A 26734-nucleotide genomic window follows, 5' to 3' on the forward strand; every position below is an offset into this window, starting at 1 on the left:
CCACTCCATGTGGCCGTTTTATTGATCAGCCTTTAACTAAACTCGGTAAGAGATTTGGAATAATTAACTCGTTCAAACATCCACTTGCAAGCAATTCACTTGCTTGTTCAATATCAGGTGCAAAGAAGCGATCTTCACTATAATAAGGTACTTGATCACGCAAGATTTTACGCGCGAGCTCAAGTTTTGGAGAGCTTTTCAAGCCTTCACGGAAATCAAGACCCTGACATGCACCTAACCATTCAACAGCCAGAATGCCACGTACGTTGTCTGCCATGTACCACAAACGTTTACCCGCATTCGGTGCCATAGAAACATGGTCTTCTTGATTTGCTGAAGTTGGCAAACTATCGACACTGGCAGGATGTGCCAATGCTTTGTTATCACTCGCCAAAGCTGCAGCCGTAACTTGTGCGATCATAAAGCCTGAGTTCACGCCCCCATTGGCCACTAAGAATGGTGGAAGTTGTGACATGTGACGATCCATCATCATGGAAATACGACGCTCTGACAGCGATCCAATTTCTGCAATCGCCAATGCCAAATTGTCAGCCGCCATTGCAACAGGTTCAGCATGGAAGTTACCGCCGGAAATCACGTCGCCTTCTGCTGCGAAAACCAATGGGTTATCCGAAACTGCATTTGACTCAATCGCCAACACTTCTGCCGCTTGACGGATTTGAGTTAAACAAGCGCCCATGACCTGTGGTTGACAACGGAGCGAATACGGATCTTGAACCTTGCTACAATCTTCATGCGAATGTGCAATCTCACTTGAATCTGTCAATAAGTCACGATATGCAACAGCAACATCAATTTGACCACGTTGACCACGTACTTCATGAATACGTGCATCGAAAGGCGCACGCGAACCAAGCATGGCCTCAACACTTAAACCACCACAAACCGTTGCAGCAGCAAACAAATCTTCTGCTTCAAATAAACCACGCAATGCGTATGCGGTTGAAACTTGTGTACCATTTAACAGCGCCAAACCTTCTTTTGCTGCTAAAGAAATCGGTTCTAAGCCCGCGATTTTGAGTGCGTCAACAGCAGGTAACCATTCACCCTTATAACGTGCTTTACTTTCACCGAGTAAAATTAAAGACATATGTGCAAGTGGCGCCAAATCACCCGAAGCACCCACTGAACCCTTTAATGGAATATGTGGATAAACCTCAGCATTGATCAGTGCCATAATCGCATCAATGACTTTACGGCGAATACCCGAAAAACCACGCGCCAAGCTATTGACCTTTAACAGCATGATTAGGCGAACCATGGCATCATCAAGCGGCTCACCCACACCAGCAGCGTGAGAAAGCACTAAAGAACGTTGTAGCTTTTCTAGATCTTCAGGTGCGATCTTGGTCGAAGCCAATAAACCAAAACCAGTATTAATACCGTAAGCCGTACGCCCTTCATTAACGATTTGCTCAACGCAAGCAACGCTGGCATTAATCGCAGCAGCGGCACTGTCATCAAGTTTGACTTTGATTGGGTTCAAGTATGCGTGGCGCAGATCTGCTAACGTAAGTTTGCCGGGTTGAATTAAGAGTTCCATTTTGGCGTCCTGTTTTGCACTATATTATTTTCTTACGGCGCTTGTTACACAATTGCAAAAAACGCCGTAATCGTTGTTGTGATGTTTTTTATCGAGTGATCATTGGCAGGTTCAAACCTTGCTCTTTGGCACAATCAATCGCGATGTCATAACCAGCATCTGCATGACGCATCACCCCTGTTGCAGGGTCATTGGTCAATACACGTGCAATACGCGCTGCTGCTTCATCTGTACCATCACAGACGATGACGACACCTGAGTGTTGCGAGAAGCCCATGCCCACACCACCACCGTGATGCAATGACACCCACGTTGCGCCACCTGCGGTATTCAGTAATGCATTGAGTAACGGCCAATCTGAAACTGCATCTGAACCATCTTGCATCGCTTCAGTTTCACGGTTAGGACTTGATACTGAACCAGAATCTAAATGGTCACGACCAATCACGATTGGCGCTGAAAGTTCACCACTACGCACCATCTCATTAAATGCCAAACCGAGTTTTGCACGTAAACCTAAACCTACCCAACAAATACGTGCTGGTAAGCCTTGGAAGCTAATACGCTCACGTGCCATGTCTAACCAGCGATGTAAATGCTCATCATCTGGAATTAATTCTTTAACTTTAGCATCTGTTTTATAAATATCTTCTGGATCACCTGAAAGTGCAACCCAACGGAATGGACCAACACCACGGCAGAATAATGGACGGATGTATGCTGGAACAAAACCTGGGAAATCAAAGGCATTTGTAATACCTTCTTCTTGCGCCATTTGACGAATGTTATTGCCATAGTCAAACGTTGGAACACCCATTTTTTGGAAATCTAGCATCGCTTGAACATGCTTCGCCATCGATTGCTTTGCCGCTTTCACCACAACTTCAGGTTCAGTTTTGGCACGTTGACGATATTCTTCCCACGTCCAACCCAGTGGTAAATAACCATTCAATGGGTCATGTGCACTGGTTTGGTCTGTGACCATATCTGGGTGTACACCACGACGAACCAACTCAGGTAAAATCTCAGCAGCATTGCCATGTAGTGCAATCGAAACCGCTTTACCTTCTTTGGTGTATTTATCAATACGCGCGAGCGCATCATCTAAGTCTGTTGCTTGCTCATCGACATAGCGTGTACGTAAACGGAAATCAATACTGGCTTGTTGGCATTCGATATTTAAAGAACAAGCTCCAGCAAGTGTTGCAGCTAATGGTTGTGCACCGCCCATACCACCTAAACCAGCAGTGAGTACCCAACGACCTTTTAAATCACCATTGTAATGTTGGCGACCTGCTTCAACGAAGGTTTCATAAGTACCCTGCACAATTCCCTGACTACCGATATAGATCCAAGAACCAGCGGTCATTTGACCGTACATTGCTAAGCCTTTTGCATCTAACTCATTAAAGTGTTCCCAGTTCGCCCAATGTGGAACAAGGTTTGAGTTGGCAATAAGCACACGTGGCGCATCTTTGTGGGTTTTGAACACGCCAACTGGTTTGCCTGATTGAACCAATAACGTCTCATCAAGCTCTAAGTTTTTCAGTGTTTCAACAATCTTGTCATAACATTCCCAATTGCGAGCAGCACGACCAATCCCACCGTAAACCACGAGTTCTTTCGGATTTTCTGCAACATCAGGATCAAGATTATTCATCAACATACGTAGTGGCGCTTCAGTCAACCAGCTTTTGGCATTGAGCTTTGTACCGCGCGGTGCGCGAATTTCTACGTCACGAAATTTTGTGGTCGTTGTCACAATGAGACTCCTTTCAATCGAATATGGTCTGCAAATTAAACTGCTTTTACGATACAGCATGTATTAACTTGTATATACATCCATATACTACACAAATCTTTTCTCTTGAAAAGATGCATTTCATTCCATTTCTAAAAATAAATTTTAAGCCAATGAAATAAAATAATTTATTTTTTATCGAATAAGAAAAAACCCATACAACTACAATTTGTATGGGTTTTAAAAAAAGCAACTAATTTAGATTTTTGTGAGTTCGATTAGACAAGTTTGTTTCAAAATCGACTCTCTTAATACAATAAATTTCAACAATTTTTCATACTGAATTTTTAGACTTTCTTGATGCTTCAAATGAAAAACCTGTTGATCAATTTCAATTTCTAACAATTCAAGGCTTTGATTAAAAATAAAGATTAAATCGGAGGAACTAAATATTTCTGATGTTGTAGGTTCGGAAATCCACTGATATCTGGCATTTACCTTTTGAGGATCATAGATCAGATTAAAGTCTTGAATTTGCCCATGAGGTAATTCACAACTCACATCACGCTCACCGCTAAATTGGACAGACTGCAAAGTTTTTAGATGCCGATGATCATCATCGACATTCAATACAATGCCTTGACCATCTAATACTGTAAGAATGCGTTGCATCCCATGAAACTTGGAAAACTCACCAGCTGATTTCACATCGGCCATAGAAATACGCCAATCAAATACATCTAAACTTTCGCCCTCGCTACGTGCAAGTTCGACAGTGTAGCCAGCGCCATTTTTCCATCGCATTTTTTTATAATGTGCTGTCGTTAACTGCTCAATCATTGCGTAAATTTACCTTCCAGATAATAACGACTACCCGGATAAATCAAACGCGCACTGGAAATCAATTGTTTATTTGACCAAGTTCGACGGCGAATCAATAAACAAGGCTCGGTCTTATTGATCTTCAACCATTTACATTCTTGCGCAGAACCAAGTACCGCCGTTACTACATGCTCACCTTCGGTTACAGGTGCTTTTGACATCAAATAAGCGTTTGGTGTAATGCTGCTAAAGTCTTGCGCTAAATAATCTGGAATCAGTGTAGGGTCAACCAAACGGTCTTCGATTTGTACAGGCACATCATTTTCATAATGTACGATAATCGAATGAAAAAGCTTTTGTCCTTCCCGCATTTGCATGAGTGCACTTTGTTCAGCATTTGCCTGAATCTGTTCTAATACCAATACTTCGGCATGATGTTTATGATTCCGAGCAAGAATTTCTTCTGCAATATTATTGACATGAAAAAGCGCGGTGCGACCTTGCCCTTCTGCTACAAACGAACCGACCCCTTGTATACGCACCAACAAACCTTCACTGGTCAACTCTCGTAAAGCTCGGTTAATGGTCATACGGCTACAACCGAGCAAATTCACCAATTCACTTTCCGAAGGAATTTTTTTATTCACCGTCCATGTGCCTTCATAGATTTTTTGTGAAATCATTTGTTTCACACGCAAATACAAAGGGACAGGACTATCTTCTGCGAGTGATAAATCCAAATCTTGTTGCTTGGACGTTCTTGACATTGGCTAAAGCTCATACAATATATGCTAAGTTATTGTATAATGAATAAATCGCATTTGTATATACAAGCATATACAATTAGTTTTTTTCGATTCTAATAAATCGCAATATCAAGCGTTTAAAAAACTGAATAGCCCTTAACTTGTATTCTCTTATACCGTATACCGTTTACTCAAGCCCCACTCAGCCAAAATACGACGGTACATGGTCGAAGAGCGATCTGCTTCAAAATGTGCTTCCATTGTAATATCTAAGGGCAACTCTTCAGGTTTCTGAGACTCCACCATCTCCTGATCTTCGGCAAAAATCTGCGCATTAAAATCATAAACACCTTGTAAATCACCCGTCATATCAAAGTTTCGAGTTAAAGGCACAAACAAACGGGTTTTGTTATGTGATACAGGGCAACAGGCATTTAAAATCTTTAACACACCATCATTTGGAAAATGGATGGTGAGTACTGCTGAAAATGGTGGATAGACATCAAAAATACGTTCCCAAAGAAAATCATCAGACGCTAAATGCTGCATCCCATGTGGGTAATTACTGACGTTACTCACATATTCAGTGTGTAAACCATAATCAGTGCGTTCAGTTAAATATTTTGGAACAACAGGGTTTTCTCGATCTGCAAATGCGTTGTGATGCACCCAAGCAAAATGAGCGACATCAATGAACCCTTCCAATTGACGACCACTTGAACCCGCAATATCCACATACGGCGGCAAGATCGCTTGGTGCTGTTCTGCATCCCATGTATCCAAAACAGGGAAATTAGCCAAGCTTTCATCTCGTCCTAAAATACTAGTCCACACCAAACCATATTTTAAAACCACAGGAAATTTGGTGAGGGAAAAACGATCAGAAATTTTAGTCAAATCGGGTTGCGCAGGAATTTTGGTGCATTTGCCATCTTCATTGAAATGTAAACCATGATAAGGGCAAATAATCGTTTCACCTTCGACCCATCCCTTGCTTAACGGTACACCTCGATGTGGGCAAATATCACGCACCAAATGAATATTTCCCTGTTCAGTTTTATAAATCACCATATTCAAATCAAGTAAAGTGACTTGCTGAGGCTTTGTAGTTACATCTTCAACTCGTGCAACGGGATACCAATGTTGCGCCAGTATTTCCCAATCTCGATCATCAAACTGGCTATGACAAGGTTTATTCGGCACATTAATTAAAGGGATTGCATTCATTGTTTGCTCTCATTTTCCTGCTATAGATCATGAATCTGTATGGCTTAAAAGCAGTTTGGAGCAGAACAATAACCTCGTCTATTAGAATGAATTTGATCAATCATTCTAAAAATTAGAACACTTGGGCACTAAAATTGCTTTTGCATAAATACTCATTTTATTCAGCGTGTTTGCAATGGCATTACCTTTTTCCCGTTTTGCAGAATATTTTATTGCTGTCGCCAAAACAGGTAGTTTGCGAAAAGCGGCAGATCAACTTTATATTTCTGTCTCAGCAGTGCATCGTCAGATTACTTTGGCTGAAGAAGAACTCGGCGTTGCACTATTTGAACGTCTGCCAAATGGACTAAAACTGACTTTAGCGGGTGAGTTGCTATATGCGGATTTACGCAATTGGCAAAAAGACTTTCAAATGACACAAAAGCGCTTAAATGAGATTCAAGGTTTACAGCGTGGAGCAATTGATTTTGGAATGATTTCAGCACTCTGCGAAGGTTTCGTCACTCAAGTGATCCAATCGATCCATCAAGATTATCCTTGGATTAATTTTAATATTTGTGTGCTCGATAGTGAAAGTGTGGCAGAGATGGTCATTAATGCTGAGCTGGATTTTGGCTTGATTCTCAATCCTAAACATCAGCATCAATTGCAAATCAGTTCTTTTATTGAAGTACCGCTCGGTTTTGTCATTCCCAAACACCATCCCTTAGCAAATAAGCAAAAACTCTATTTCTCGGATACACTGGAATTCAACCATATCATCCCTGCTTCACCTTTAATTATTCACGATCACGTCACCGCCTTATACAAGAAACATGATTTTAAACCGCCACATAAAATCGAATGCAACGACATTCGTATGATGATTTCCTTGCTGAGACAGAATTTAGGCATTGGCATCATGAGTTATTTGGATGCCTATCCTTTTATTGAAAATGATGCGTTCGAGTTTAGAGCAATCCATGAAAATGGGCTACATCCCATTACCCTTGCCTTATGTGTTGCACCAAAACGACAACTTTCCCGTATTGCACAAATCATGATGAATCAAATCATTGAAGAGATGGAAGCACTAAAATTGCGCGTGACTGGGATTTATCAATAAATAAATTCAATTAATGCACCAAAATAAAACAACAAGTATTTGATTTGTATTGTTTTATAATTTGACATCAAGTTATAACATCAAGTAATTTGATGTGAAGTTTCACATTTTAATGATTCAGGCAAACTCATGACCGTCTCAGATCAAGCTAATCATTTTTCACCAGACTATCCTCGAGATATGTTGGGTTATGCCAATCATCCTCCTCACGCCCAATGGCCAAATCAAGCCAAAATCGCAGTACAATTTGTATTGAATTATGAGGAAGGCGGTGAAAAACATATTCTGCATGGCGATGAGGGTTCAGAACAATTTCTATCTGAAATTAGCGGTGCAGAAAGTTATCCTGATCGGCATCTGTCGATGGATTCGATTTATGAATATGGTTCACGAGTCGGTTTTTGGCGTATTCAGCAAGAGTTCGCCAAACGTCATTTGCCAATGAGCATTTTTGCAGTAGCGATGGCATTACAACGAAATCCATTGGTCGTTGAGGCAATTAAACAGCATCATTATGATGTGGTTTCGCATGGCTTACGTTGGATTCATTATCAAAATGTAGATATTGAGACTGAAAAACAGCATATGGCTGAAGCTATGCAGATTTTAAAAGATTTATTTGGCGAATATCCAACAGGTTGGTACACAGGGCGTGATAGTCCAAATACCCGTCAACTGTTGGCTGACTATGATCAGATTCAATATGACAGTGATTACTATGGTGATGATCTACCCTTTTGGACCTCGCTAAGCAAAGAAAATGGCGAAACTCGTCCTCATTTAATTATTCCCTATACGCTTGATACCAATGACATGAAATTCGCTTCACCAACGGGCTTTAATCGCAGTGAGGATTTTTTTGAATATTTAAAAGATGCATTTGATGTGTTGTATGCAGAAGGTGCCACATCACCGAAAATGTTATCCATCGGGATGCATTGTCGAATTCTAGGTCGTCCAGCGCGTTTTAAAGCATTACAACGCTTTTTGGATTATGTTCAGAATCATGATCGTGTTTGGGTCTGTACTCGTCAGCAGATTGCTGAGCATTGGTATAGACATCATCCTTATGAGGGCACATAGATTCATTGATGTATGCTGAAATTACATGACTCTTTCACTTGGGAGTTTAAAGTCATTACATCTTTGTTTAAGTATGTTCTATATGCTTAATTGAGATCAATACCTTTGGGTGAATACTGACTTATTAGCTCATTCATATTTCCACATGTAAAGCGAGTTATATTGCAATTCAAGGTAGAATCTGTTCTATAACATGTAAATTTACTCGACAATCCATCGCGATTGAGTCAAAGGATACACATCACAGTTTTTGCCCTCACCAATCCGATCGACGACTAAAAAACCACTTTCAGCTTCTAATGTAATCAATGGATGATGCCAAACCCCTTGATGATAGGTAATGCCTTGCTTGCCATTGCTTAGAAAAGCAAATATCTGCTGTTCATCTGGTTGTGAGTGATCCAAAGGTAAAGCCACAATAATGATAAATTTTTGCTGTTGTAGTGGAATAAACGACTGTGAACCACAAGGATGACGCTCAAGCATATCAATTTTGAATGGAACTTCTGTTGCACATAAATTATGAAAAATACTCATACCTACCACAGCATTTTCACCTGATACTTGTGCGAGAGAAAGTGCATGATAGCGCTCAGTTAACCCTTGGTTAATCGAAAAAAAATCATGATTTTCTTTTTCAAGCACATCACCAAAAGCGGAGAAACTGTCTTGAGTTAAAGGCTGAATTTGGATGTTTTTTCTCATATATTGAACTTCACTTTATTTTAGCAGAACGAAACTTCATAGATTGTTCTTCTCTAATCCAATGCATAATGAACATTTGCTATCGAGCTAGGCGGCATGGATGCCGCCCGTTAGGCTGTCTTGCGCTTCAACCCAAGCAGTACTTTGGTTTTGCTCAGGATGTGCCATCAGCCTAACAAAAGATTTTTGTTACTTTTGATCTTTCAAAAGTAAGCAAATACCAATTCAAAAATGATCTGTTTTATCAAAACTTATATGACCTTGCTCATTACTGAAGAAACAATTTCATTCTGTGATTTTGCCCCACAATCGAATCCGACTGATCCCCCCATCTGGAATCATATTGACACGGATATAGTTCACTTTTTGATGCTGCAAAATTTCGGCAATATATGCGTGAATCGCATCCATTGATAACGGTTGCTGCTCTAACACAAAAGGCCAAAACATACTTTGTGGAATCAACTGAGCATCCGTAGCATCTTCAACATAAGCGGCTTGGATCGAACAAAATGCAGGAAAATTACCCTTAAAATGCGCTGTATCAATTTCGATTTTTTCTACGTGCCCCGTTTGACCTAAGGCAATAATGCACCAGTCAAAACCAGGTTCACGACGACGCTTGGTTTCCCAACCATCTCCCATATTGATGCCGCGATCTGGGCTGAGTAAATTATTCGGATGACCGTAATGCGCATCGCTAAATGCCACAATACGTCCACCATTTTTCAAACCAATCAGATCAATTTGTTGAGTTGAATCTATATTTTCAAGGACGACATTTCCATAAATGCGTAAGCGAGCAATCCCACCATCAGGGAAAATATTAATGCGAATATGAGTAATTTTTTGTGCTTCACAATTGAAAAAATGATGATGGTCTGGAGATAAAACTGAATTTTCTAACAATGGAGTCCAAGTGATATTTTCCAATTGATCATCAGGTGCATAACACCCTTCTATTGAGGCGGAAGCAGGATAATTCCCTGTAAAAAATGAAGTATCAATATCAAAGCCAGAGACTGTTCCTGTTACACCTAAACGAACGATGCACCAATCATAACCAGCTTCACGCTTACGACGTGTCTCCCAGCCATCCATCCATTTACCATGATCATCAAATTTACCTTCAATAAATTTGGCGGGTTCAGTTTGCAACATTCTTTCCGCACTTGCGAAAAACTCATCGGAACAAGACACAATACTCGCGCCAATACGCGCATCAGCTAAATTGGTTAAACCCTTTAAGTTATTTGGCAAAGTCACTGCTTTGGCAATATGCACCGTCATTGATCAATCCTAAAACATTTTATATGATTCATTATATGCAAAATCCAGTCCAACTGGTCTGACCTGTTATAAAAAATTTGCTTAATTTTAGTTTGAGTCAATCTAAAATTATGAATTTTGTGTAGAATCAAATTGATTATTTTATTTAGGTTAGACTACTGATGAGCCCACAAGCAATGCTCAATGGAAAATCATCTCAGGTGACTGAGCAAGCTGTGGAAGTCATCCATCAACGCATTCAACAAGGGACTTATGCGATTGGTTCAACATTACCCTCTCAACGTGATTTAGCGCTCCAACTCGGAATAAGTCGTGCTTCTTTGCGTGAAGCTTTGACACGTCTTGCCGCTTTGGGATTGTTGGAAATCAAGGCTGGTAAAGGGGTTTATGTCATTTCACAACACAGTAAAGCCGTTGAACAATGGGAAGGTGAACACCGCATTTCCTTAAAAGATTTCTATCAATTACGCTATGTTTTAGAAGGCTTTTGTGCCCTGCTCGCCTGCGAATACTTAACGGAAAATGATAAAACGATCTTACAACAACACTATGAAGCGCTTGCGACTGCAATCACAGAACAAAATTGGCAAGCTGCTTCCGAATCTGATTATGCCTTTCATCAACACATTATAGAATTGAGTCATAATCAATCGATTATTCAAACACTTAAAATGCATACAGAATGGATGAAAAAAAGCCAGATCCTCCCTTTTGTCCAACCTAATCTTGCCTTTAAAACCATTCAAGAACATAACGTGATTTTACAAGCGTTATTTAAACAAGATGCTGTAACGGCTGAGAAAGCCATGCAAGCGCATATCATTGGTGCTGCTCAACGTGCGGGGGTTTATTTTTCTCGGCATGAGCAATGATCTTATTTCCACGCACCACTTTGCCTCAAACTTTGAACCACATCAACTCACCCACCCCATTTCTGCTTTTTAATGAAGCACAACAACTGGTATGACCAGTAAAACCACATAGTAAAACTGGCACGCTTCTCGCTTAAGACTGTTTAGAAATTCTATATTTTTAACAATCAGGGTCTAAACGATGAATATTGCGATTGTAGGTGCAGGTATGGGCGGTTTAACTGCTGGTATCGCTTTAAAAAAATTTGGGCATCAGGTTACGATCTATGAACAAACAGCGGAAATTCTGCCTGTAGGTGCAGCAATTTCTTTATGGTCAAATGGGGTTAAATGTTTAAACTACCTTGGCTTGACTGATCAAATCCAAGCATTGGGTGGACGAATGGAATCACTTGCCTATATCGATGGGCTCACGCATCAGACCATGACCCAATTTAGCCTAACACCTTTATACAAAGAAGTAGGACAACGTGCCTACCCTGTCGCTCGTGCAGACTTACAACAGCTCCTCATGCAACAGTTTGGTTTAGAAGATATTAAACTCGGCATGAAAATGACCGAAATTGAAAATCATCCTGATCATGTCAACATTCATTTTGCAGATGGCTCTCAAATAACGGCCGATTTATTGATTGGTGCAGATGGAACCCATTCCATTACCCGTACATTTGTATTGGACTATCAAGTCGAACGACGTTACGCAGGCTATGTCAATTGGAATGGGTTGGTTGAAATCGATGAGGATATCGCTCCAGCACAACAATGGACGACCTATATTGGTGAGGGAAAACGTGTTTCGCTCATGCCTGTCGCACAAAATCGTTTTTATTATTTCTTCGATGTACCTTTAGAGGTCGGACTACCGAATCAACGTGATGAATATAAAACTGAGTTAAAAAAATATTTTAAAAATTGGTGCACTCCTGTACACAAACTAATTGATTGTTTGGATGAACAAAAAACCAATCGTGTTGAAATCCATGACATTGATCCCTTTATGAATTTTTATAAAGGTCGGGTGGTTTTATTGGGCGATGCAGCTCACAGTACTACACCTGATATTGGTCAAGGTGGCTGCCAAGCCATGGAAGATGCCATCTATTTGGCACGTACATTGCAGATAAATACTTTTGGGTTAGAAGATGCACTGGCACGATACCAAAATAAGCGAAATGATCGCACTCGAGAAATGGTGTTGCGTGCCCGTAAACGTTGTGATGTGACCCACATGAAAGATCAAAAAGTGACTGAGGAATGGTATCAATCACTTTATCAAGAACAAGGTTCACACATCATGCAAGGAATTATTAGCAATATTGTTGGAAATCCATTAGATTAATAAAGCAAAGTTTTAACTCCCCCCTTCAATGGGGGTTTTTTTTATCTCAACAATTTAATCAGACAATGCTGTAAATCGAATAGTAAAAACCCATTTCACATTTGAAATAGGCTACTTGGACTGCCATCAATGCCCTGAGTTGACAGGCAATGTAGCGTCCTCAACTGATTTTTTGGTAAAAGGTAAATGGTGAAATAAAATATTCAACAAAATGGCAGTCATACATGCCGAGCTAATTCCTGAATGTAATAAGGTCCCGACCCATTTTGGAAATTGTGCATAGAACTCATGGTTTGCAATTGGGATCATGCCGATCGCCAATGACGTTGCGACAATAATGAGATTCTTGTGATCGTTATAATCTACTTTTGCTAGAGTACGAATACCACTGGCTGCCACAGTGCCAAACAAGACAATACCAGCACCACCTAAAACTGGCATTGGAATCGCAGCCACTAAACGCCCGACAATCGGTAATAAACCAAGTACCACCAGAATCCCGCCTGCTGTTGCCACCACAAAACGACTTTTTACCCCTGTGATCGCGACCAACCCTACATTTTGCGCAAATGCGGTTTGCATAAATGAACCAAAGATTGGGGCAACTGCACTAGACAACATATCTGCGCGTAAACCATCGCCAATCCGTTTTGCATCCACTTTGGTTCCAACGATTTCCCCAATCGCAATAATATCGGCTGTGGTTTCCGTCATAATCACTAAAGTTACAATCACCATCGAAAGAATGGCGGTAAATTCAAACACTGGCATGCCAAAATGAAAGAAATGAGGAAAAGCGAACATTGAACCGTTAGCGACTTTGGAAAAATCTGCAAATCCAGCCAATGAAGCGAGTACTGTGCCTAAAACAATCGCAATTAAAATCGCCAGACGACGCATAAGCTGACTTTTTAACATACTGAAAATAATCACAATCGCTAAAGTCATTGCAGCTAAACCAATATTTGCTGGATCTCCCCAATTCTCAGCTTTCGGGTTTCCCCCCATCATCCAGCGAATCGCAACTGGCAATAACGAAATACCAATCATGGTAATCACACAACCTGTCACCACAGGTGGGAAGAAACGAATAATTTTTGAAAAGAATGGTGCGAGTAATAAACCAATCAATGAAGCAACAATCACCGCACCAAATGCTGAAGCCAATCCACCACCCGTAGTGACAATGGCTAAAATCGTTGCAACGCCTGCAAAAGATACGCCTTGGACAATCGGAAGTTTTGCGCCAAAATGTTTAAAACCTAAGGTTTGCAACATGGTTGCGATACCACCGACAAAAAGTGCGGCAGCAACCAATAGCCCAATTTCCGAAGCCTGCAACCCTGCGGCAGCACCGATAATGAGTGGTGGTGCAATGATCCCACCATACATGGTTAGCACATGTTGCAAGCCATAAATGACGTTTTTATTCATTCCTAAATATTGGTGTTCTGCTGAAACTGTTGCACCCGTATCACTGTGCTTTTTATCGTTGTGCATGGAAATCTTTCCTCAATCAAAATTTATATTTTCTTCATTGCTTGTATTAACTGCCGCGATAGGTGGAATAAGAAAATGGGCTGATCAATAAAGGCACGTGATAATGTTGGTGAATGTCGTTTACCTTAAAATCGATACACACTCTGGGATAAAAGCTTTCAACCTCTAGAGATTGAAAATAATCAGCAATGTGGAAAATGAGTTGATAATTGCCGTGTGTAAATGAATCAATATCAAATGCTTTAATACGTCCATCAACATCTGTGAGTTGTTGATCCATCAACACATAGCCGAGAGACGTTTCCTGCAATAATTCAACGGCAACACCCGCAGCAGGTTTCCCATGTGATGCATTTAAAATATGTGTACTGATCGCTGCCATTATTGAATCTCCTGCTTTAAGCGAATTAATGCAATTTCACTGAGTTGCTGTTTCACTTCGAGCTGCTCTTGCTCGGTTGTATTTTCTAAACGTCGGTTGAGTTCTGCTAACATTTCCGAACCTGAACGTCCTGCCGCACGAATCAAAAAGATATGACCAAATTTGTGCTCATACGCTAAATTGCCCTGATACAGTGCCTGTTGAAAATCATGCTCCGTATCAAGCTGAGCTTGTTCTTTTTGCGAAAACTGTTGCTCTTTTTCAGATAAGGTCATGGCAGCTTTTTTCTCACCGATTCGCGGATGCTGTGCAAGCGACTCTGAGATTTCTGACCATTGCCATGTTTGGGTGTGTAAGGCAGCTGTTTGATACAATTCATCTGCTGAAACAAAAGGACGTTGCATAACAATACTTTGAATCCATGATGGGATATGCACACACGGCTTTAATGCGTCCATCGCTTGCTCAGCTTTTAATTGATTGAATTGATCTAAATCCATGTTTGCTCCAATTTGTGACACCATCTGACTGGTCTGACCAGATAAAACATATGAAGCAATGAACATGCCAATTCAAAAGGTTTTGTCCATAACTTGTTTTTGTTTATCTCAATGGGAAAAATACATAGAAGGTGTCCACAATGATGGAAAAAGTCTAAAGAAAATATTTTTGAACAATAAAAAAGCTGCAATAGAAAATCTATTGCAGCTTTTTAAAGATTAAATTGAACTTAATCTAGGCTATATGCAATCACATAATCACCATGATCAGGGGATTGACGAGCACCACCCGCGGTAATCATCACGTACTGTTTACCATTTTTAGGTGAAACATAACTAATCGGTGTGCCTTGGCTACCCACTGGCATACGTGACTTCCACAACTCTTTTCCTGTAGACGAATCAAGTGCACGTAGATAGTAGTCTTGCGTTGCAGCAAAGAATACCAAACCACCTTGTGTCGCCATTGGCCCACCAATCGTCGGCATACCAATCGGTACTTTCAGCCCCATTTTGATTCCCATAGGTCCTGTATCTTCTACTGTCCCCATTGGTACTTGCCAAGCAATTTGACGTGTACGCATATCAATTGCAGTCATCGTACCATAAGGTGGTTTTTGACATGGGATATTGAACTTCGACCAAAAGCGATCTTTGTTTACTTTGTATGGTGTACCTTTCATCGGTACTGCACCCATACCTGTATTGACCTTTTCACCGCCACTTGCTTCCAGCGCTAAATCTTCTGGTGTTTGCTGAATTAACTGAATCCATAAACCCAAGCGCATATCATTAACAAACATGTATTGATGGCTAGGATCAAAAGCGATGCTACCCCAGTTCATTCCCCCCAAAGAACCCGGAAAACTTAAAGATACATCTGTTCCTGGTGCAGTAAACAAACCTTCATAGCGCATCGACTTAAAGTTAATACGACACATCAGTTGATCAAATGGTGTCGCGCCCCACATATCCGATTCAGTAATTGTTTGATTGCCAATTTGCGGCATTTCTACTGAACGAGGTTGCGTCGGGCTATATTGCTCATTAGGAATATCGGCAGATTTAACAGGCTGCTCAATCACTTTTGTTAAAGGTTGGCCTGTTAGCCGATCAAGAACAAAGAACTGACCTGATTTTGTTCCAATTACCACCGCAGGCTTATTTGTTCCGTCCGTCATTGGGAAATCAACAAGACTCGGTTGCATCGGCAAATCAAAATCCCATAAATCATTATGGACGGTTTGATAAACCCATTTCTCTTTACCTGTGGTTGCATCTAAAGCCAATACTGATGAATTGTATTTATGATCCAAAGGTTGACGATTACCTCCCCACACATCGACAGATGAGCTTCCCATTGGCAAAAATACTGTGTTCATCTCAGGATCATAAGATAACGCAGCCCATGCATTTGCAGAACTACGCTTATATATCTCGCCTTCTTTAAGCATATAATTTGGATCAGGATTACGTGGATCAAATACCCAACGCAATTCACCTGTAATGACATCGTATGCACGGATCACACCGCCCGGCATGTCTGCAGCAAAGTTATCAGCAATACGGCTACCAACGACCAAGACTGACCCTGCCACAGTGGGTGCTGAGGTGACTTGGAAACGTGGTGCTTTAGTGCCCTCACCTAGACCTTTATGCAAATCAACCGTGCCATCGACACCAAAATCTTTACAGCGTTCACCCGTATCCGCATTCACCGCGATTAAACGTCCATCAGGAGTATTGGTATAAACACGACGTAAACATGCCGTATTGGTTGCAACCGTTTGTACAGGTGTAGCACCCGCTAAACTTGGTTGTTGAATGGGTTGAGTTGTATCGAAATAAGCAACACCACGGCAACGCTCCCAAGCATCCGCCTTGGAGTTGACTTCTGCTTTCCAGATTTGTTTACCTGAGTCTGCTTCTAAGGCAAAAATATTGTTATGTGGTGTACATAAAAAGACTTTATTTCCAACTTGCAACGGCGTCATTTGATCTTCTGCACCATTGCCCGAACCCGTTGTAAAATCACCTGTGCGAAAGCGCCACGCTTCTTTTAACTGATGGACATTGTCACGGGTAATTTGATCTAAAGCTGCGAAGCGACTCCCTCCTGCATCTTGACCATAATGTTGCCAATTGGTTTGCTTCATATCTGTTTGAACAGGCACCAACGGTAATTGTTGTCCCGATGCAGCAACGGTTGGATGGGGTTGGAACATTTGATAAAAACCAATGATCATACCAACAACAGTCAATGCACCTACAGCATAAGCAGGTAAATCCGCACCTGACTGAAATTGATAACGGCGAATTGATGGCAGGGTAAACATCAATGCAGCAAAAATACCTGCTGGGAACATTAGGCGCGAGAATAATGGCCAAAATTCCCAACCTGCATCAATCAAAGACCAAATAACCGTACCGACAAAAACGATCGCAAATAACCAGACACCTAAGGCTTTACGCTTAAAAATGAACAGTGCAGATGCCAGTGTTAATAGCCCTGCAATGATGAAATACCATGAACCGCCAAGTGAGACGAGCTTTGCGCCGCCTACAGTGAAAAATAGTCCTGTAAGCAATAATGCTAGACCTAAGACGAAGCACCATATTTTTAATATGGTATGACTGTTGGTAGATTCTGACATGGGGTCATACTCCTAAATTAAAAATTCACTCGCATGCTCAATCCAGCAACCCAAGCATCATCCACCTCTTTCACACCCGCAGGTTGATGGATATATTGTAGATTTGGTCGTAACATAATTGCTGGTGACCATTGATAGGTATAGTTCAATTCAACATTGAGCTCATCTCGTTGAACAGGAACATAATCTGCTGCGAATGCATCATATTGGTCGTAACCACGACTATGATTGATATCGATTTGACGATCTTTATAACGATCATTGACTATGTAATTTGCGATCCCCAAACCAATCGAGTCATTTGGTCGTTGATCAAAAGCACCCTTGTACCAAACGGCAAGTTGTTGTGTACTTCGAACTGCTGTTGTTTCTTTATCGTTTACGACGACATTAACACTGGCATACAAACCACGTTTTGGATCATCGCCTTTCTGTGTTAACTGTTGTTGCGCATTAAGCCAAAAGCTATGTTTGCTATCATGCACTTTATCTGCAATCGCGATGTCATTTGCCTCAGCAGTCGAATATAGTGCGCCAACTTTATATTCACCTGCCAAACCATTAAATGCCGCCAATTTAGGTTTCCAAGCCAGCTCTACTGGTATAGTTGCCCCTTTGACATTATTCATATCCAAGTTAAAACCATCACTATTTTTATCGGTTTTAACGTTATCAGGATTAACTTCATAAACACCTACACCGAGCGTCCACTCAGGTGCAAACTGGTATTTCACATTTGCGCCCCACAAGCCGACAGGTAAGTTGTACCAAATCGAGCCGATCGATTTACCGAGTTGGCTTCCACATAACAATAAATTTTGGAATTCACATTGAGAGCCATTAAAGTCTTCAGACATGCCCATACGACCGATTTTGAATTGAACCGTATTATCAACAAAACCTGTTTTAATCCATGCCTGCGATAAACGCCAGATTTTGCCGCGTCCATAGATTTCTTGCGAGTTGCTTAATGCACTTGAGCGTGGGTCTTTAATCCTTTCCAAAGTCAGAGCATTACCATCTCGTTTAGTGATCAAGATATTAGCGGTCGTGTCTTTCCACCCTGCAATTTTTTCTAAGTCAAAATTTGCACCTAAAGATAATTGCGCTGCATTTTTAAAGGCATTGTCATCATTGTAGCCACCATCCAAATTGGTTGCTGATTGACTCATAATCGATGCGGTAAATTTATAACCCTCTTTTTCTAGTTGTTGGCGTTGTCCATTCCAATCACCTAATAACCATTGACGATCTTGTGACCACGGTTGATCCGCGAAAACATGCTGTACAGATAAAATTGAAAATGCCAGTACCGTCGTTTTAAATAAAAGTGAATGCTGTTTCATCGATAAATTCCTTGTCTTTCTAATCTAAGTAGCACCCCATGAAAGGTGCTACTTTTATTGTTATTTGACTCGCACGGCTGAACTCAGTTCAGATGTAGCGCCTAAATGATCCGTCACATTGGCAGTTATGGAGGCAACTTGAGCAGTTGGTTTCCATGAAACTGTTGCTACACCTTGAGCATTGGTAACAGCAATCGCTGAACCTAAATAAAGTTCGGCTTCATTTGAACTAGCGACCGAGTTTCCAAAAAATTCGACTTGATAACGCTGATTTGGTTGTCCTTTTACTTCAACAGCAAGTTGACCTTTTGAGAGTGTCAGTTTTGGTGCTTGAATGGCTTGGTTTGGTTGTGGATTACAGCCTTGTTGATTTGGCTGCTGACAAGTTTTTTGTAAGTTTGCAGGATCAATCTTGACACCATGCCCACGAGAACCCACAAAATTTGCATGCTCTAATCCCGGAATATCAAAAGTGATTGCACCTAAACGTTGGTTTGGTTCACAGCTTCCGCCTGCTTCACAGCGTTTAATATCCTTCGCATTATTCCAAATTTGATTTTTTGTTAATGTAATACGTGCATTGGCATCTTTTTCAGAACGGATCGCAATACCAATACGATTGCCATGAATTTTGTTGCTATCTAAAATATTACCGTCGCCAGTTAGGTTAAATCCTAATGAGTTATTGGTTAGCTCGTTATAGGCGATATAGTTGCGTTTGCCCCAATTAATCTGTAAACCATCCGAATAATTTTCAAATTTATTCCCCACAACCGCATTATCATTTCCCCAAAGAATTTCAATCCCTTGAGATGGCTCTGGATTTGCTGAAGTTGAAATAAAATGGTTATTCGCAACTAAATTAAATGCAGCACCACGTGTTAGCTCTAAGCCATCACCATTGTCTTGGAAATAGTTATTGAGGACTTTGTTGTTATTGGTAGTGGTTGCAGTTGGATTGCCTTTCCCATCATCACCTGTCAACATCACACCCGCACCACCATAGTTGTGCATAATACGGTTGTGTTGAATCAGGTTGTTGCTGGCACGATTCATCAAAATACCAATACAGAAGTGACGAATTTCTAAACCTTGGACGGTCACACCATTAATGTCACGTAGCACAATTCCCGGTAAAGTGGTTGTACGTACATTCGTCCCATATTGCCCTTCTACAGCGCCAGGACACGCCTCGACGCCTCGACCTTTAATATAATTTGAACCATCAATGGCAATATGTTCACCTGTTTTCGCCCATTGCGTACCAATGATTTTGACTGGTGCTTTAATTTCAGGAAGTGGGCTATTTACCTTGATGGCATAAGGTGCTTTCCCTACTGCCTGAATTAGAATCTCGCTGGCTTCTGTCGGCTTGCTATTGGCTTGTTCAATCGCCCAACGCAGTGAACCTTTTTCAGTGTCATCCTGATAACGGTCTACGATGTAAGTTTCAGCTGCTGCCATACCTGATACTGCTAAACCGATTGCGAGCGCGCTTAAACGTAAAGAAATAACTTTCATTTTAAAAATCCTTTTCAATTATTCTGTCGGCTGAACTGTTTTTAACAACTGTTTCAGTTGGGTCACATCAATTTGACCGGGTGCTGATGCTTCACCAATCATGCCGAAGCTAAAACTGCCCCCCATATTGGCTGTCGCAATACGTGAAATTGTGCCTAGTTTGCCCATCGACATGGTCAACAATGGTTTATTTGAAAGTTGGCTAACTTTTAAGGTGGCATTCATCAAGGTAAAAACATCTTGTTTGTTTTGCGGCATCACTGCAATTTTTAAAATATCCGCACCAAGTTCATCTTGTTTCAATAAACGTTTAATGATTTCATCTTCGCTTGGCGTTTTCTTAAAATCATGATTCGACATCACGATCAGCACTTTTTTGTCATGTGCCAGTTGAACTGTATTTTTGACGATCTGCTGATCACGGAACATTTCAACATCCAGCATGTCCATAAAAGGCTGTTTTAAATAGGCTTGATAGGTCTTGCCATAATTAGCATCGCTAATAGTGAGTTGACCACCTTCGTTATGGGTACGAATGGTAGCGATCACTGGTTTATTGCCTAATACCTTTTTTAATTCGTGTCCTAAAGCAATTACCTGTTTGGTATCAGCAGCAAAATCGAGCAAATCAATACGAAATTCTGCTAGATCTGCATCTTGATTGGCTGCAATCACTTTAGCTTGAGCGATCGCTTGTTCTTTAGTTTTTGCAGTAATCGGTACAATCGTTTTAACTGGTGACTTGGCAAGCTCAGCCAATTGAACTGGGCTATGAACATTTTCTTGAGCCTGCACCATTTGAACCGTAAATAAAGGGCTAACAAGCAGTGTTAATGCTGCCAGTGTTTTCATTTTCATCATCATCGTCCTTAATGGATTGCCTGTCTTTCACAAGAACAAGCAATCATTGGTTATTCAGTTAAAATTTAAAAACTTTAAATATCAAAAAACACCGTTTCATCTTCGCCTTGGATACGAATGTCAAAGCGATACACCACTTCACCATCCACTTCTGTGCGTTTTGCAATTAAGGTTTGACGACGTGTTGCCCATTCAATACTGTTTAAAACTGGGTCGTTGGCATTTGCTTCAACTTCATCATCAAAGTAAATACGAGTATGCAAACCGAGATTGATACCACGTGCAAAGACAACCACTGCAATATGCGGTGCTTGTGTTGTACCTTTACGGCCTGCAACGGCACCCGGTTTGATGGTATTGAAACTCCAGAAACCTGTTTCAAAGTTTGCACCCGTCCGTCCCCAACCTAAAAAGTTTGGATCAACGGCCTTACCTTGCTTATCGGCTTGACTTGGGTAAACACCATTGGCATCGGCTTGCCAAATTTCCAACAACACATCTCTTAATGGCAAACCCAGTCCATCAAATACTTGTCCTTCAAGACGAATGCGCTGACCTTGCGTTTTTTCACTCACCAACTGATTGTTAAAGTTGTGTTCAAACACTTCGATATTGGCTTGCTGTGGTAACAAACCAATATGTACATAAGGACCACCTGTTTGTGATGGGGTTTCTTTCAATTCCTGAAAATTCCACGCGTTCATTGTGTTACTCCATTAAGTCAAATCATTTTCAAAATAAGTCGCACGACGACCACGAAGATGAATATCAAAGCGGTAGCAACGGCTATCTGATTCAATGAAATTGTTTTTATCTTCCAACGCAATTAAGGCACGACGTTGATCTTCAGATGGAATTGTTTTCAAGATTGGACATGAGTCAATTAAAGTATCGCCTTCAAAATAGAACTGCGAAATCAAACGTTGCGCCCAACCGTCTGCAATTAATGAGAAATGGATATGTGCAGGACGCCATTCATTGATCCGGTTACGCCATGGATATGGGCCTGGTTTAATGGTGCGGAAAATATAGAAACCATTTTCATCTGTTAAAGTACGACCACAACCACCAAAATTCGGATCCATCGCACCAATAAATTTGTCATTTGGATGACGGTAACGACCTGAAGCATTCGCTTGCCATACTTCTAATAAGGCATTTTTAACAGGACGACCAAACTGATCACGCACATAGCCATGCACGATGATGCGTTCTCCAACAGGCAAACCCTCTTTGGCATAGTTCAAAATCAAATCATTGTCTTTAGGGCCAAAAATGCTGGGTGAAAAATGTGGTGATGTCACCTCGGTTAAAGTTTCATTGATCGAAATCAACGCATTTTTTGGCGAGCGTAATACACTGGTTTTATACCCCGGTGTATAAGCTGGTGGGTGATCATCAGTATTCCGTTGCGGATATGCACCCAAAGTATGATTGAACATGCTCATCTCCTTAATCCTGTTGTTGTGCTGAAATGGGTAGCACCTCTATTCCAAGTTCTTTAAAAACCTCTTCTGCCATGTGCATTGCAGCATTTGCGGCTGGTAAGCCTGCATACAATGAACTATGTAAAATCAGCTCTTTAAGCTCATCCTTGGTCACACCGTTGTTAAAACAAGCACGTAAATGCATTCTGAGTTCGTCTTCGCGTCCCAAAGCCAACAAAATAGCGATGGTAACTAAGCTACGGGTATGACGTGGCAAACCTTCACGTGACCACACTTCACCCCAAGCAAAACGGCTAATAAAATTTTGAAAATCTTGGTTAAAGTCATTCAGGTTCTCTAAAGAACGCCCGACATGTTTTTCACCCAGTACTTCTGTACGGACTTTCAGACCTTGTTGATAACGTTGTTCATCATTCATTGACGTTGTCCCGAATTGAAAGAAAGTTAGGTTGCATCCGTATGCGCAACTAGAGATTTCACAAAGATCGCCACAGCAGCAGCCGTTGCTGGAATAAACAACATGCTTAAAATCATAGTGAACGACCAATTATTCCCAAGTAAAACAGCCCCGATCCACGCACCAAATACAGCACCGAAACGACCGATACCTGTCATCCATGCAATTCCTGTTGCACGACATTGGGTTGGATAGAAACGAGCACTCAATGCTGGCATCGCAGACTGCGCGCCATTGATGGCAATACCAGCACATAAAACTAAAACAGCAAGTAAAGTTGGATTTGCTAAGCTTTGACCGACTGCAATCGCAAATAGCCCTGCAACAAAGTAGAAACCTGCAATAATTCGATTTGGGTTGAAACGATCCATTGCCCAACCAATAAATAAGGCACTGAGTACACCACCAAATTGGAACAGACCACCGATAAATGCAGCACGCTCCATGGTTGCGCCAGTTTCACGCATTAAAGTTGGTAACCAACTGGTCAGTAGATAAATCACCACTAAACCCATGAAGTAGGTTGACCACAATAAAACGGTACCTTTGGAATATTGCTTAGAGAACAACATGCCAAACACATTTTTCTTTTGCGCAACCGCAGAGTGTTCTTCTGGGATATGAAACTCGGTTACCCCTTGAACTTTTGATGGTGCAATACGATTTAAAATTTTGCGTACTTTTTCAGGATTCTTGCCTTTCACAATCAAATAGCGATAAGACTCAGGTAAGAAAAAGATCACCAGCAGCATCAAGATCAGTGGCGACCATCCACCTAATAAAAAAAGGCTGTGCCATCCAAAAGTCGGAATCAGCCAACTACTAATAAAACCACCTGTTGCCATACCTAAGTTATAGCCACAGAACATACAGGTTACTAATAATGAACGAACACGATGTGGACAATATTCCGAGAACAATGTCGTTGCATTCGGCATCGCTGCGCCTAAACCAATACCTGTTAAGAAACGTAATAGCACCAAACTATCTAAATTGGTGGCATAGGCAGAAGCCAAAGTAAAACCACCAAAAATCAGCATAGAAATCGTTAAAACAATCTTACGACCAAAACGATCTGCTGTAGGACCTGAGACCAATGCCCCAATGATCATGCCGCCAAGTGCAGCACTCATCACAGGACCAAGTTGCGAACGGTCAATGCCCCAATCTTGCGCCAAAGCAGGTGCGATAAAACCCATCGCCGCAGTATCAATTCCATCTACAAATACGATGAGAAAACAAATGATTGCAATCATCCACTGATACTTACTAAGCGGTGCATCATTAATCAGCGCCTGTGCATCCATACTGTTTTTTGGGGCAGCAAATTCCTGTGCCATAGTTGCCTCCTTGTAGGCGAATTCCTTTCTAACCCGAAACGGTTATATTTTCTGAATAAACGTTGACAATGCTTGATTGAAAACCTGAGGTTGCTCAATATTCGATAAATGTGAAGCTGCCAAGATTTCAAGCTGACTGTGTGAAATAGACTGATGCATAAATGTTGCATCCTGAACCGTGGTAACAGGGTCAAACTGACCTGCAATAATGCACGTCGGGATTTGGATCTGTTGAAGTTGATCTCGTAGATCTGCATCCGCTAAAGCTCGACAGGCATGGGCATAACCTTGTGCGGGTGTCACCGCTAAACTTTGAATAGTTTTCTGTGCCAGCACATCATGGGCATAATCAAAGTGTTCGCTAAACCATCTCGTATGAGTGGTTTTGACGATATCCGCTAGACCTTGCTGCTCAACACTATCAGCACGTGCATTCCAACCTTCTGCTGTCCAAATCTTTGCAGCTGAATTTGCCACCGTAATGCTATGCAAACGTTCGGGAAACTGGATCGCTAAAGCGAGTGCAGTAATGCCCCCCATTGAAATGCCACAAAAATGTGCCTTTTCAATTTTGAGCGCATCTAAAATATCAACAACATCTTCGGCAAGGTTTTGCAAAGTGCTACTCTCAATAACACTACTCGCACCGTGACCACGGCTATCGTAAGTTACGATTTGATATTGTTCTGACAATGCTTCAACCTGTGCTTGCCACATACCCTGATCTGTTCCGAGCGAGTTAGAAAACATAATCACTGGCGCATCTTTTGGACCCTGTACTTGCACAGCGAGTTGATGTCCTTGACGATTATGAATATTGGCCATCATTTTGAGTCTCCTTGCGCTGCTTGTAGTACTGCATCAATTTGCGCCTGAATATTGCCCAAATATGACTTAGGCTGGAAAAGCTGATCCAATGCTTGTGCTGAAAAATGTTCTTTCACTTCATCTAGATTCGATAAAATATTTTTCAAATGCGTATCTTGTTCAACTGCTTGCTGACATGCTTGCTCAACCAGATGATGAGCATTTAAACGACCAATCTTGGCTGCCAGTGCCATCATGACGGACTCCGCCATAATCAAACCTTGTGTCGTTTCAAGATTCCGTTGCATTGCATCTACATTGACTTCTATTCCTTGTAAAACCTCATTACTGCGCTCTAATGCACCCGCACATAGTTGAAAAATTTCAGGTATTGCTAACCATTCCGCATGCCATGCACCTAAAGCACGTTCGTGGTCTTGAACCATGCTTTGATAAACACTAGCCATCAGCGCTGGAACGCGATTTGCAGCTGCAAGAATTGAAGCGGCTGCAACAGGATTTCGCTTGTGAGGCATTGTCGATGAACCACCACGCCCTTTTGCTGTTGGTTCATAAACTTCAGCGATTTCAGTCTGCATCAATAGCGACCAATCTTTTGCCATCTTGCCAACATTGCCCACAATCATGGCAAGTAGACTGGCAATCTCTACAATACGATCACGCTCACCATGCCATGTACATTCAGGTGTTGAGAGGCCTAATTCAGCTGAAAAGGCTTGAACCACAGCAGAACCTTGATCTTGTAACGAGGCCAATGAACCCACCGCACCACCGAGTTGGGCTGTTAAGACTCGATCTTTCATCGATTGCAACCGGTCAAGATCACGCTTAAATGCAGCCGCATAACGTGCGAACTTATGTCCTAATGTAATCGGCAAAGCTTGCTGCAACCATGTACGCCCAATCATCACTTGGTCACGATAACGCTCAGCCTGTTGCAGAGAAATTTGATATGCAGAGTGAAGTTGCTTTTCGATCAATCCCAAGGCATCACGACACTGTAAAATCGTCGCAGTATCAATGATGTCTTGACTGGTTGCACCCCAATGCACATAGCGAGAAGCATCTTCATCGTGCTGCTTCACAATCGCTGTAAATTGCTTCACAAACGGAATCGCAATATTTCCAGCTAAACCCGTTGCTACTGCTAAAGCATCGAAATCAATTTTTTCTAATGCGGATTGACCAACCTGTTCAATCATCGTTGCTGCTGCTATAGGAACGACATTGACCTGAGCCTGAGCTTTAGCCAAAGCCACTTCGGCTTGAATCATATAATTCAATAAAGCTTGATCACTAAATATGGTAGTGACATCAGGCTGATAAAATAAGCTGGCGTATAACTGACTCATAGCAGACCTCACTCAACTCGCTGAATAATCAAAGCAATGCCTTGACCGACC

24 protein-coding genes are annotated in these 26734 nt (G+C 41.4%); 4 read left to right on the forward strand and 20 right to left on the reverse strand.

What is annotated here, in order from left to right:
- Positions 1-25: 25 nt before the first annotated feature.
- The 5 genes from hutH to EXE30_RS14215 all read right to left on the reverse strand — a co-directional run bounded on the left by hutH (position 26) and on the right by EXE30_RS14215 (position 6100).
- Positions 26-1564, reverse strand: a complete 1539-nt coding sequence (gene hutH / locus EXE30_RS14195; protein WP_130162962.1) for a histidine ammonia-lyase — start codon at positions 1562-1564, stop codon at positions 26-28.
- 88 nt (positions 1565-1652) lie between these two features.
- Positions 1653-3329 carry a urocanate hydratase gene (hutU, locus tag EXE30_RS14200; protein ID WP_130162982.1) on the reverse strand — a complete coding sequence of 559 codons (1677 nt, stop codon included), beginning with the start codon at positions 3327-3329 and terminating at the stop codon, positions 1653-1655.
- A gap of 234 nt (positions 3330-3563) precedes the next feature.
- Positions 3564-4145 (reverse strand): HutD/Ves family protein, encoded by a 582-nt coding sequence (locus tag EXE30_RS14205; RefSeq protein ID WP_130162963.1) that lies wholly within the window; start codon positions 4143-4145, stop codon positions 3564-3566.
- Positions 4142-4894: a histidine utilization repressor gene (hutC, locus tag EXE30_RS14210; RefSeq protein ID WP_121929991.1), complete on the reverse strand. Its 753-nt coding sequence runs from the start codon at positions 4892-4894 to the stop codon at positions 4142-4144. The genes EXE30_RS14205 and hutC overlap by 4 nt, the downstream gene beginning before the upstream one ends.
- A 150-nt stretch (positions 4895-5044) precedes the next feature.
- Positions 5045-6100 carry an aromatic ring-hydroxylating oxygenase subunit alpha gene (locus tag EXE30_RS14215; protein ID WP_130162964.1) on the reverse strand — a complete coding sequence of 352 codons (1056 nt, stop codon included), beginning with the start codon at positions 6098-6100 and terminating at the stop codon, positions 5045-5047.
- 175 nt (positions 6101-6275) lie between these two features.
- Between EXE30_RS14215 and EXE30_RS14220 the strand changes: the two genes are divergently transcribed.
- Together EXE30_RS14220 and puuE are read left to right on the forward strand one after the other, a co-directional pair.
- The gene (locus tag EXE30_RS14220; protein WP_130162965.1) at positions 6276-7205 is read left to right on the forward strand and encodes a LysR family transcriptional regulator; all 930 of its coding nucleotides are present in this window, start codon (positions 6276-6278) and stop codon (positions 7203-7205) included.
- Between the two features lie 129 nt (positions 7206-7334).
- Positions 7335-8288 (forward strand): allantoinase PuuE, encoded by a 954-nt coding sequence (puuE, locus tag EXE30_RS14225; protein WP_130162966.1) that lies wholly within the window; start codon positions 7335-7337, stop codon positions 8286-8288.
- A 201-nt stretch (positions 8289-8489) separates the two neighbouring features.
- Here the strand turns inward: puuE and EXE30_RS14230 are convergent, their stop codons facing one another.
- Positions 8490-8993, reverse strand: a complete 504-nt coding sequence (locus EXE30_RS14230) for an ureidoglycolate lyase (protein WP_130162967.1) — start codon at positions 8991-8993, stop codon at positions 8490-8492.
- Between the two features lie 285 nt (positions 8994-9278).
- Positions 9279-10283 carry an allantoicase gene (gene alc, locus EXE30_RS14235; RefSeq protein ID WP_130162968.1) on the reverse strand — a complete coding sequence of 335 codons (1005 nt, stop codon included), beginning with the start codon at positions 10281-10283 and terminating at the stop codon, positions 9279-9281.
- A gap of 161 nt (positions 10284-10444) precedes the next feature.
- On the opposite strand from alc, the gene EXE30_RS14240 reads away from it, so the two are divergent.
- Positions 10445-11155: a FadR/GntR family transcriptional regulator gene (locus EXE30_RS14240; protein ID WP_130162969.1), complete on the forward strand. Its 711-nt coding sequence runs from the start codon at positions 10445-10447 to the stop codon at positions 11153-11155.
- Positions 11156-11336: 181 nt separating this feature from the next.
- Positions 11337-12494, forward strand: coding sequence for an FAD-dependent urate hydroxylase HpxO (gene hpxO, locus EXE30_RS14245; RefSeq protein WP_130162970.1), 1158 nt, complete (start codon positions 11337-11339; stop codon positions 12492-12494).
- 126 nt (positions 12495-12620) lie between these two features.
- Here the strand turns inward: hpxO and EXE30_RS14250 are convergent, their stop codons facing one another.
- From EXE30_RS14250 to pcaB, 13 genes are all read right to left on the reverse strand, one after another.
- A complete protein-coding gene (locus EXE30_RS14250) occupies positions 12621-13994 on the reverse strand; it encodes a nucleobase:cation symporter-2 family protein (RefSeq protein WP_130162971.1) in 1374 nt (457 codons plus the stop codon).
- A 46-nt stretch (positions 13995-14040) separates the two neighbouring features.
- Positions 14041-14376 carry a hydroxyisourate hydrolase gene (gene uraH / locus EXE30_RS14255; RefSeq protein WP_130162972.1) on the reverse strand — a complete coding sequence of 112 codons (336 nt, stop codon included), beginning with the start codon at positions 14374-14376 and terminating at the stop codon, positions 14041-14043.
- Positions 14376-14876, reverse strand: a complete 501-nt coding sequence (gene uraD, locus EXE30_RS14260; RefSeq protein ID WP_121930040.1) for a 2-oxo-4-hydroxy-4-carboxy-5-ureidoimidazoline decarboxylase — start codon at positions 14874-14876, stop codon at positions 14376-14378. Before uraD ends, uraH begins: the two co-directional genes overlap by 1 nt.
- A gap of 230 nt (positions 14877-15106) precedes the next feature.
- Positions 15107-17530: a glucose/quinate/shikimate family membrane-bound PQQ-dependent dehydrogenase gene (locus EXE30_RS14265; RefSeq protein WP_130162973.1), complete on the reverse strand. Its 2424-nt coding sequence runs from the start codon at positions 17528-17530 to the stop codon at positions 15107-15109.
- Positions 17531-17547: 17 nt separating this feature from the next.
- Positions 17548-18876, reverse strand: coding sequence for a carbohydrate porin (locus EXE30_RS14270; RefSeq protein ID WP_130162974.1), 1329 nt, complete (start codon positions 18874-18876; stop codon positions 17548-17550).
- A 60-nt stretch (positions 18877-18936) separates the two neighbouring features.
- Positions 18937-20397 (reverse strand): right-handed parallel beta-helix repeat-containing protein, encoded by a 1461-nt coding sequence (locus tag EXE30_RS14275; RefSeq protein ID WP_130162975.1) that lies wholly within the window; start codon positions 20395-20397, stop codon positions 18937-18939.
- Between the two features lie 18 nt (positions 20398-20415).
- Complete coding sequence (aroD, locus tag EXE30_RS14280) at positions 20416-21249, reverse strand: type I 3-dehydroquinate dehydratase (protein ID WP_165382415.1); 834 nt, start codon at positions 21247-21249, stop codon at positions 20416-20418.
- Positions 21250-21332: 83 nt separating this feature from the next.
- Positions 21333-21962, reverse strand: coding sequence for a protocatechuate 3,4-dioxygenase subunit alpha (gene pcaG, locus EXE30_RS14285; RefSeq protein WP_130162977.1), 630 nt, complete (start codon positions 21960-21962; stop codon positions 21333-21335).
- A gap of 12 nt (positions 21963-21974) precedes the next feature.
- Positions 21975-22700: a protocatechuate 3,4-dioxygenase subunit beta gene (gene pcaH, locus EXE30_RS14290; RefSeq protein WP_130162978.1), complete on the reverse strand. Its 726-nt coding sequence runs from the start codon at positions 22698-22700 to the stop codon at positions 21975-21977.
- 10 nt (positions 22701-22710) lie between these two features.
- Positions 22711-23124: a 4-carboxymuconolactone decarboxylase gene (gene pcaC, locus EXE30_RS14295; protein ID WP_004671782.1), complete on the reverse strand. Its 414-nt coding sequence runs from the start codon at positions 23122-23124 to the stop codon at positions 22711-22713.
- A 26-nt stretch (positions 23125-23150) separates the two neighbouring features.
- The gene (locus EXE30_RS14300; protein WP_130162979.1) at positions 23151-24503 is read right to left on the reverse strand and encodes an MFS transporter; all 1353 of its coding nucleotides are present in this window, start codon (positions 24501-24503) and stop codon (positions 23151-23153) included.
- Positions 24504-24545: 42 nt separating this feature from the next.
- The gene (gene pcaD / locus EXE30_RS14305; RefSeq protein ID WP_130162980.1) at positions 24546-25331 is read right to left on the reverse strand and encodes a 3-oxoadipate enol-lactonase; all 786 of its coding nucleotides are present in this window, start codon (positions 25329-25331) and stop codon (positions 24546-24548) included.
- A complete protein-coding gene (gene pcaB / locus EXE30_RS14310; RefSeq protein ID WP_130162981.1) occupies positions 25328-26683 on the reverse strand; it encodes a 3-carboxy-cis,cis-muconate cycloisomerase in 1356 nt (451 codons plus the stop codon). The genes pcaD and pcaB overlap by 4 nt, the downstream gene beginning before the upstream one ends.
- Positions 26684-26734: the final 51 nt, after the last annotated feature.

The organism is Acinetobacter halotolerans (assembly GCF_004208515.1).
Taxonomy (GTDB): Bacteria; Pseudomonadota; Gammaproteobacteria; order Pseudomonadales; family Moraxellaceae; genus Acinetobacter; species Acinetobacter halotolerans.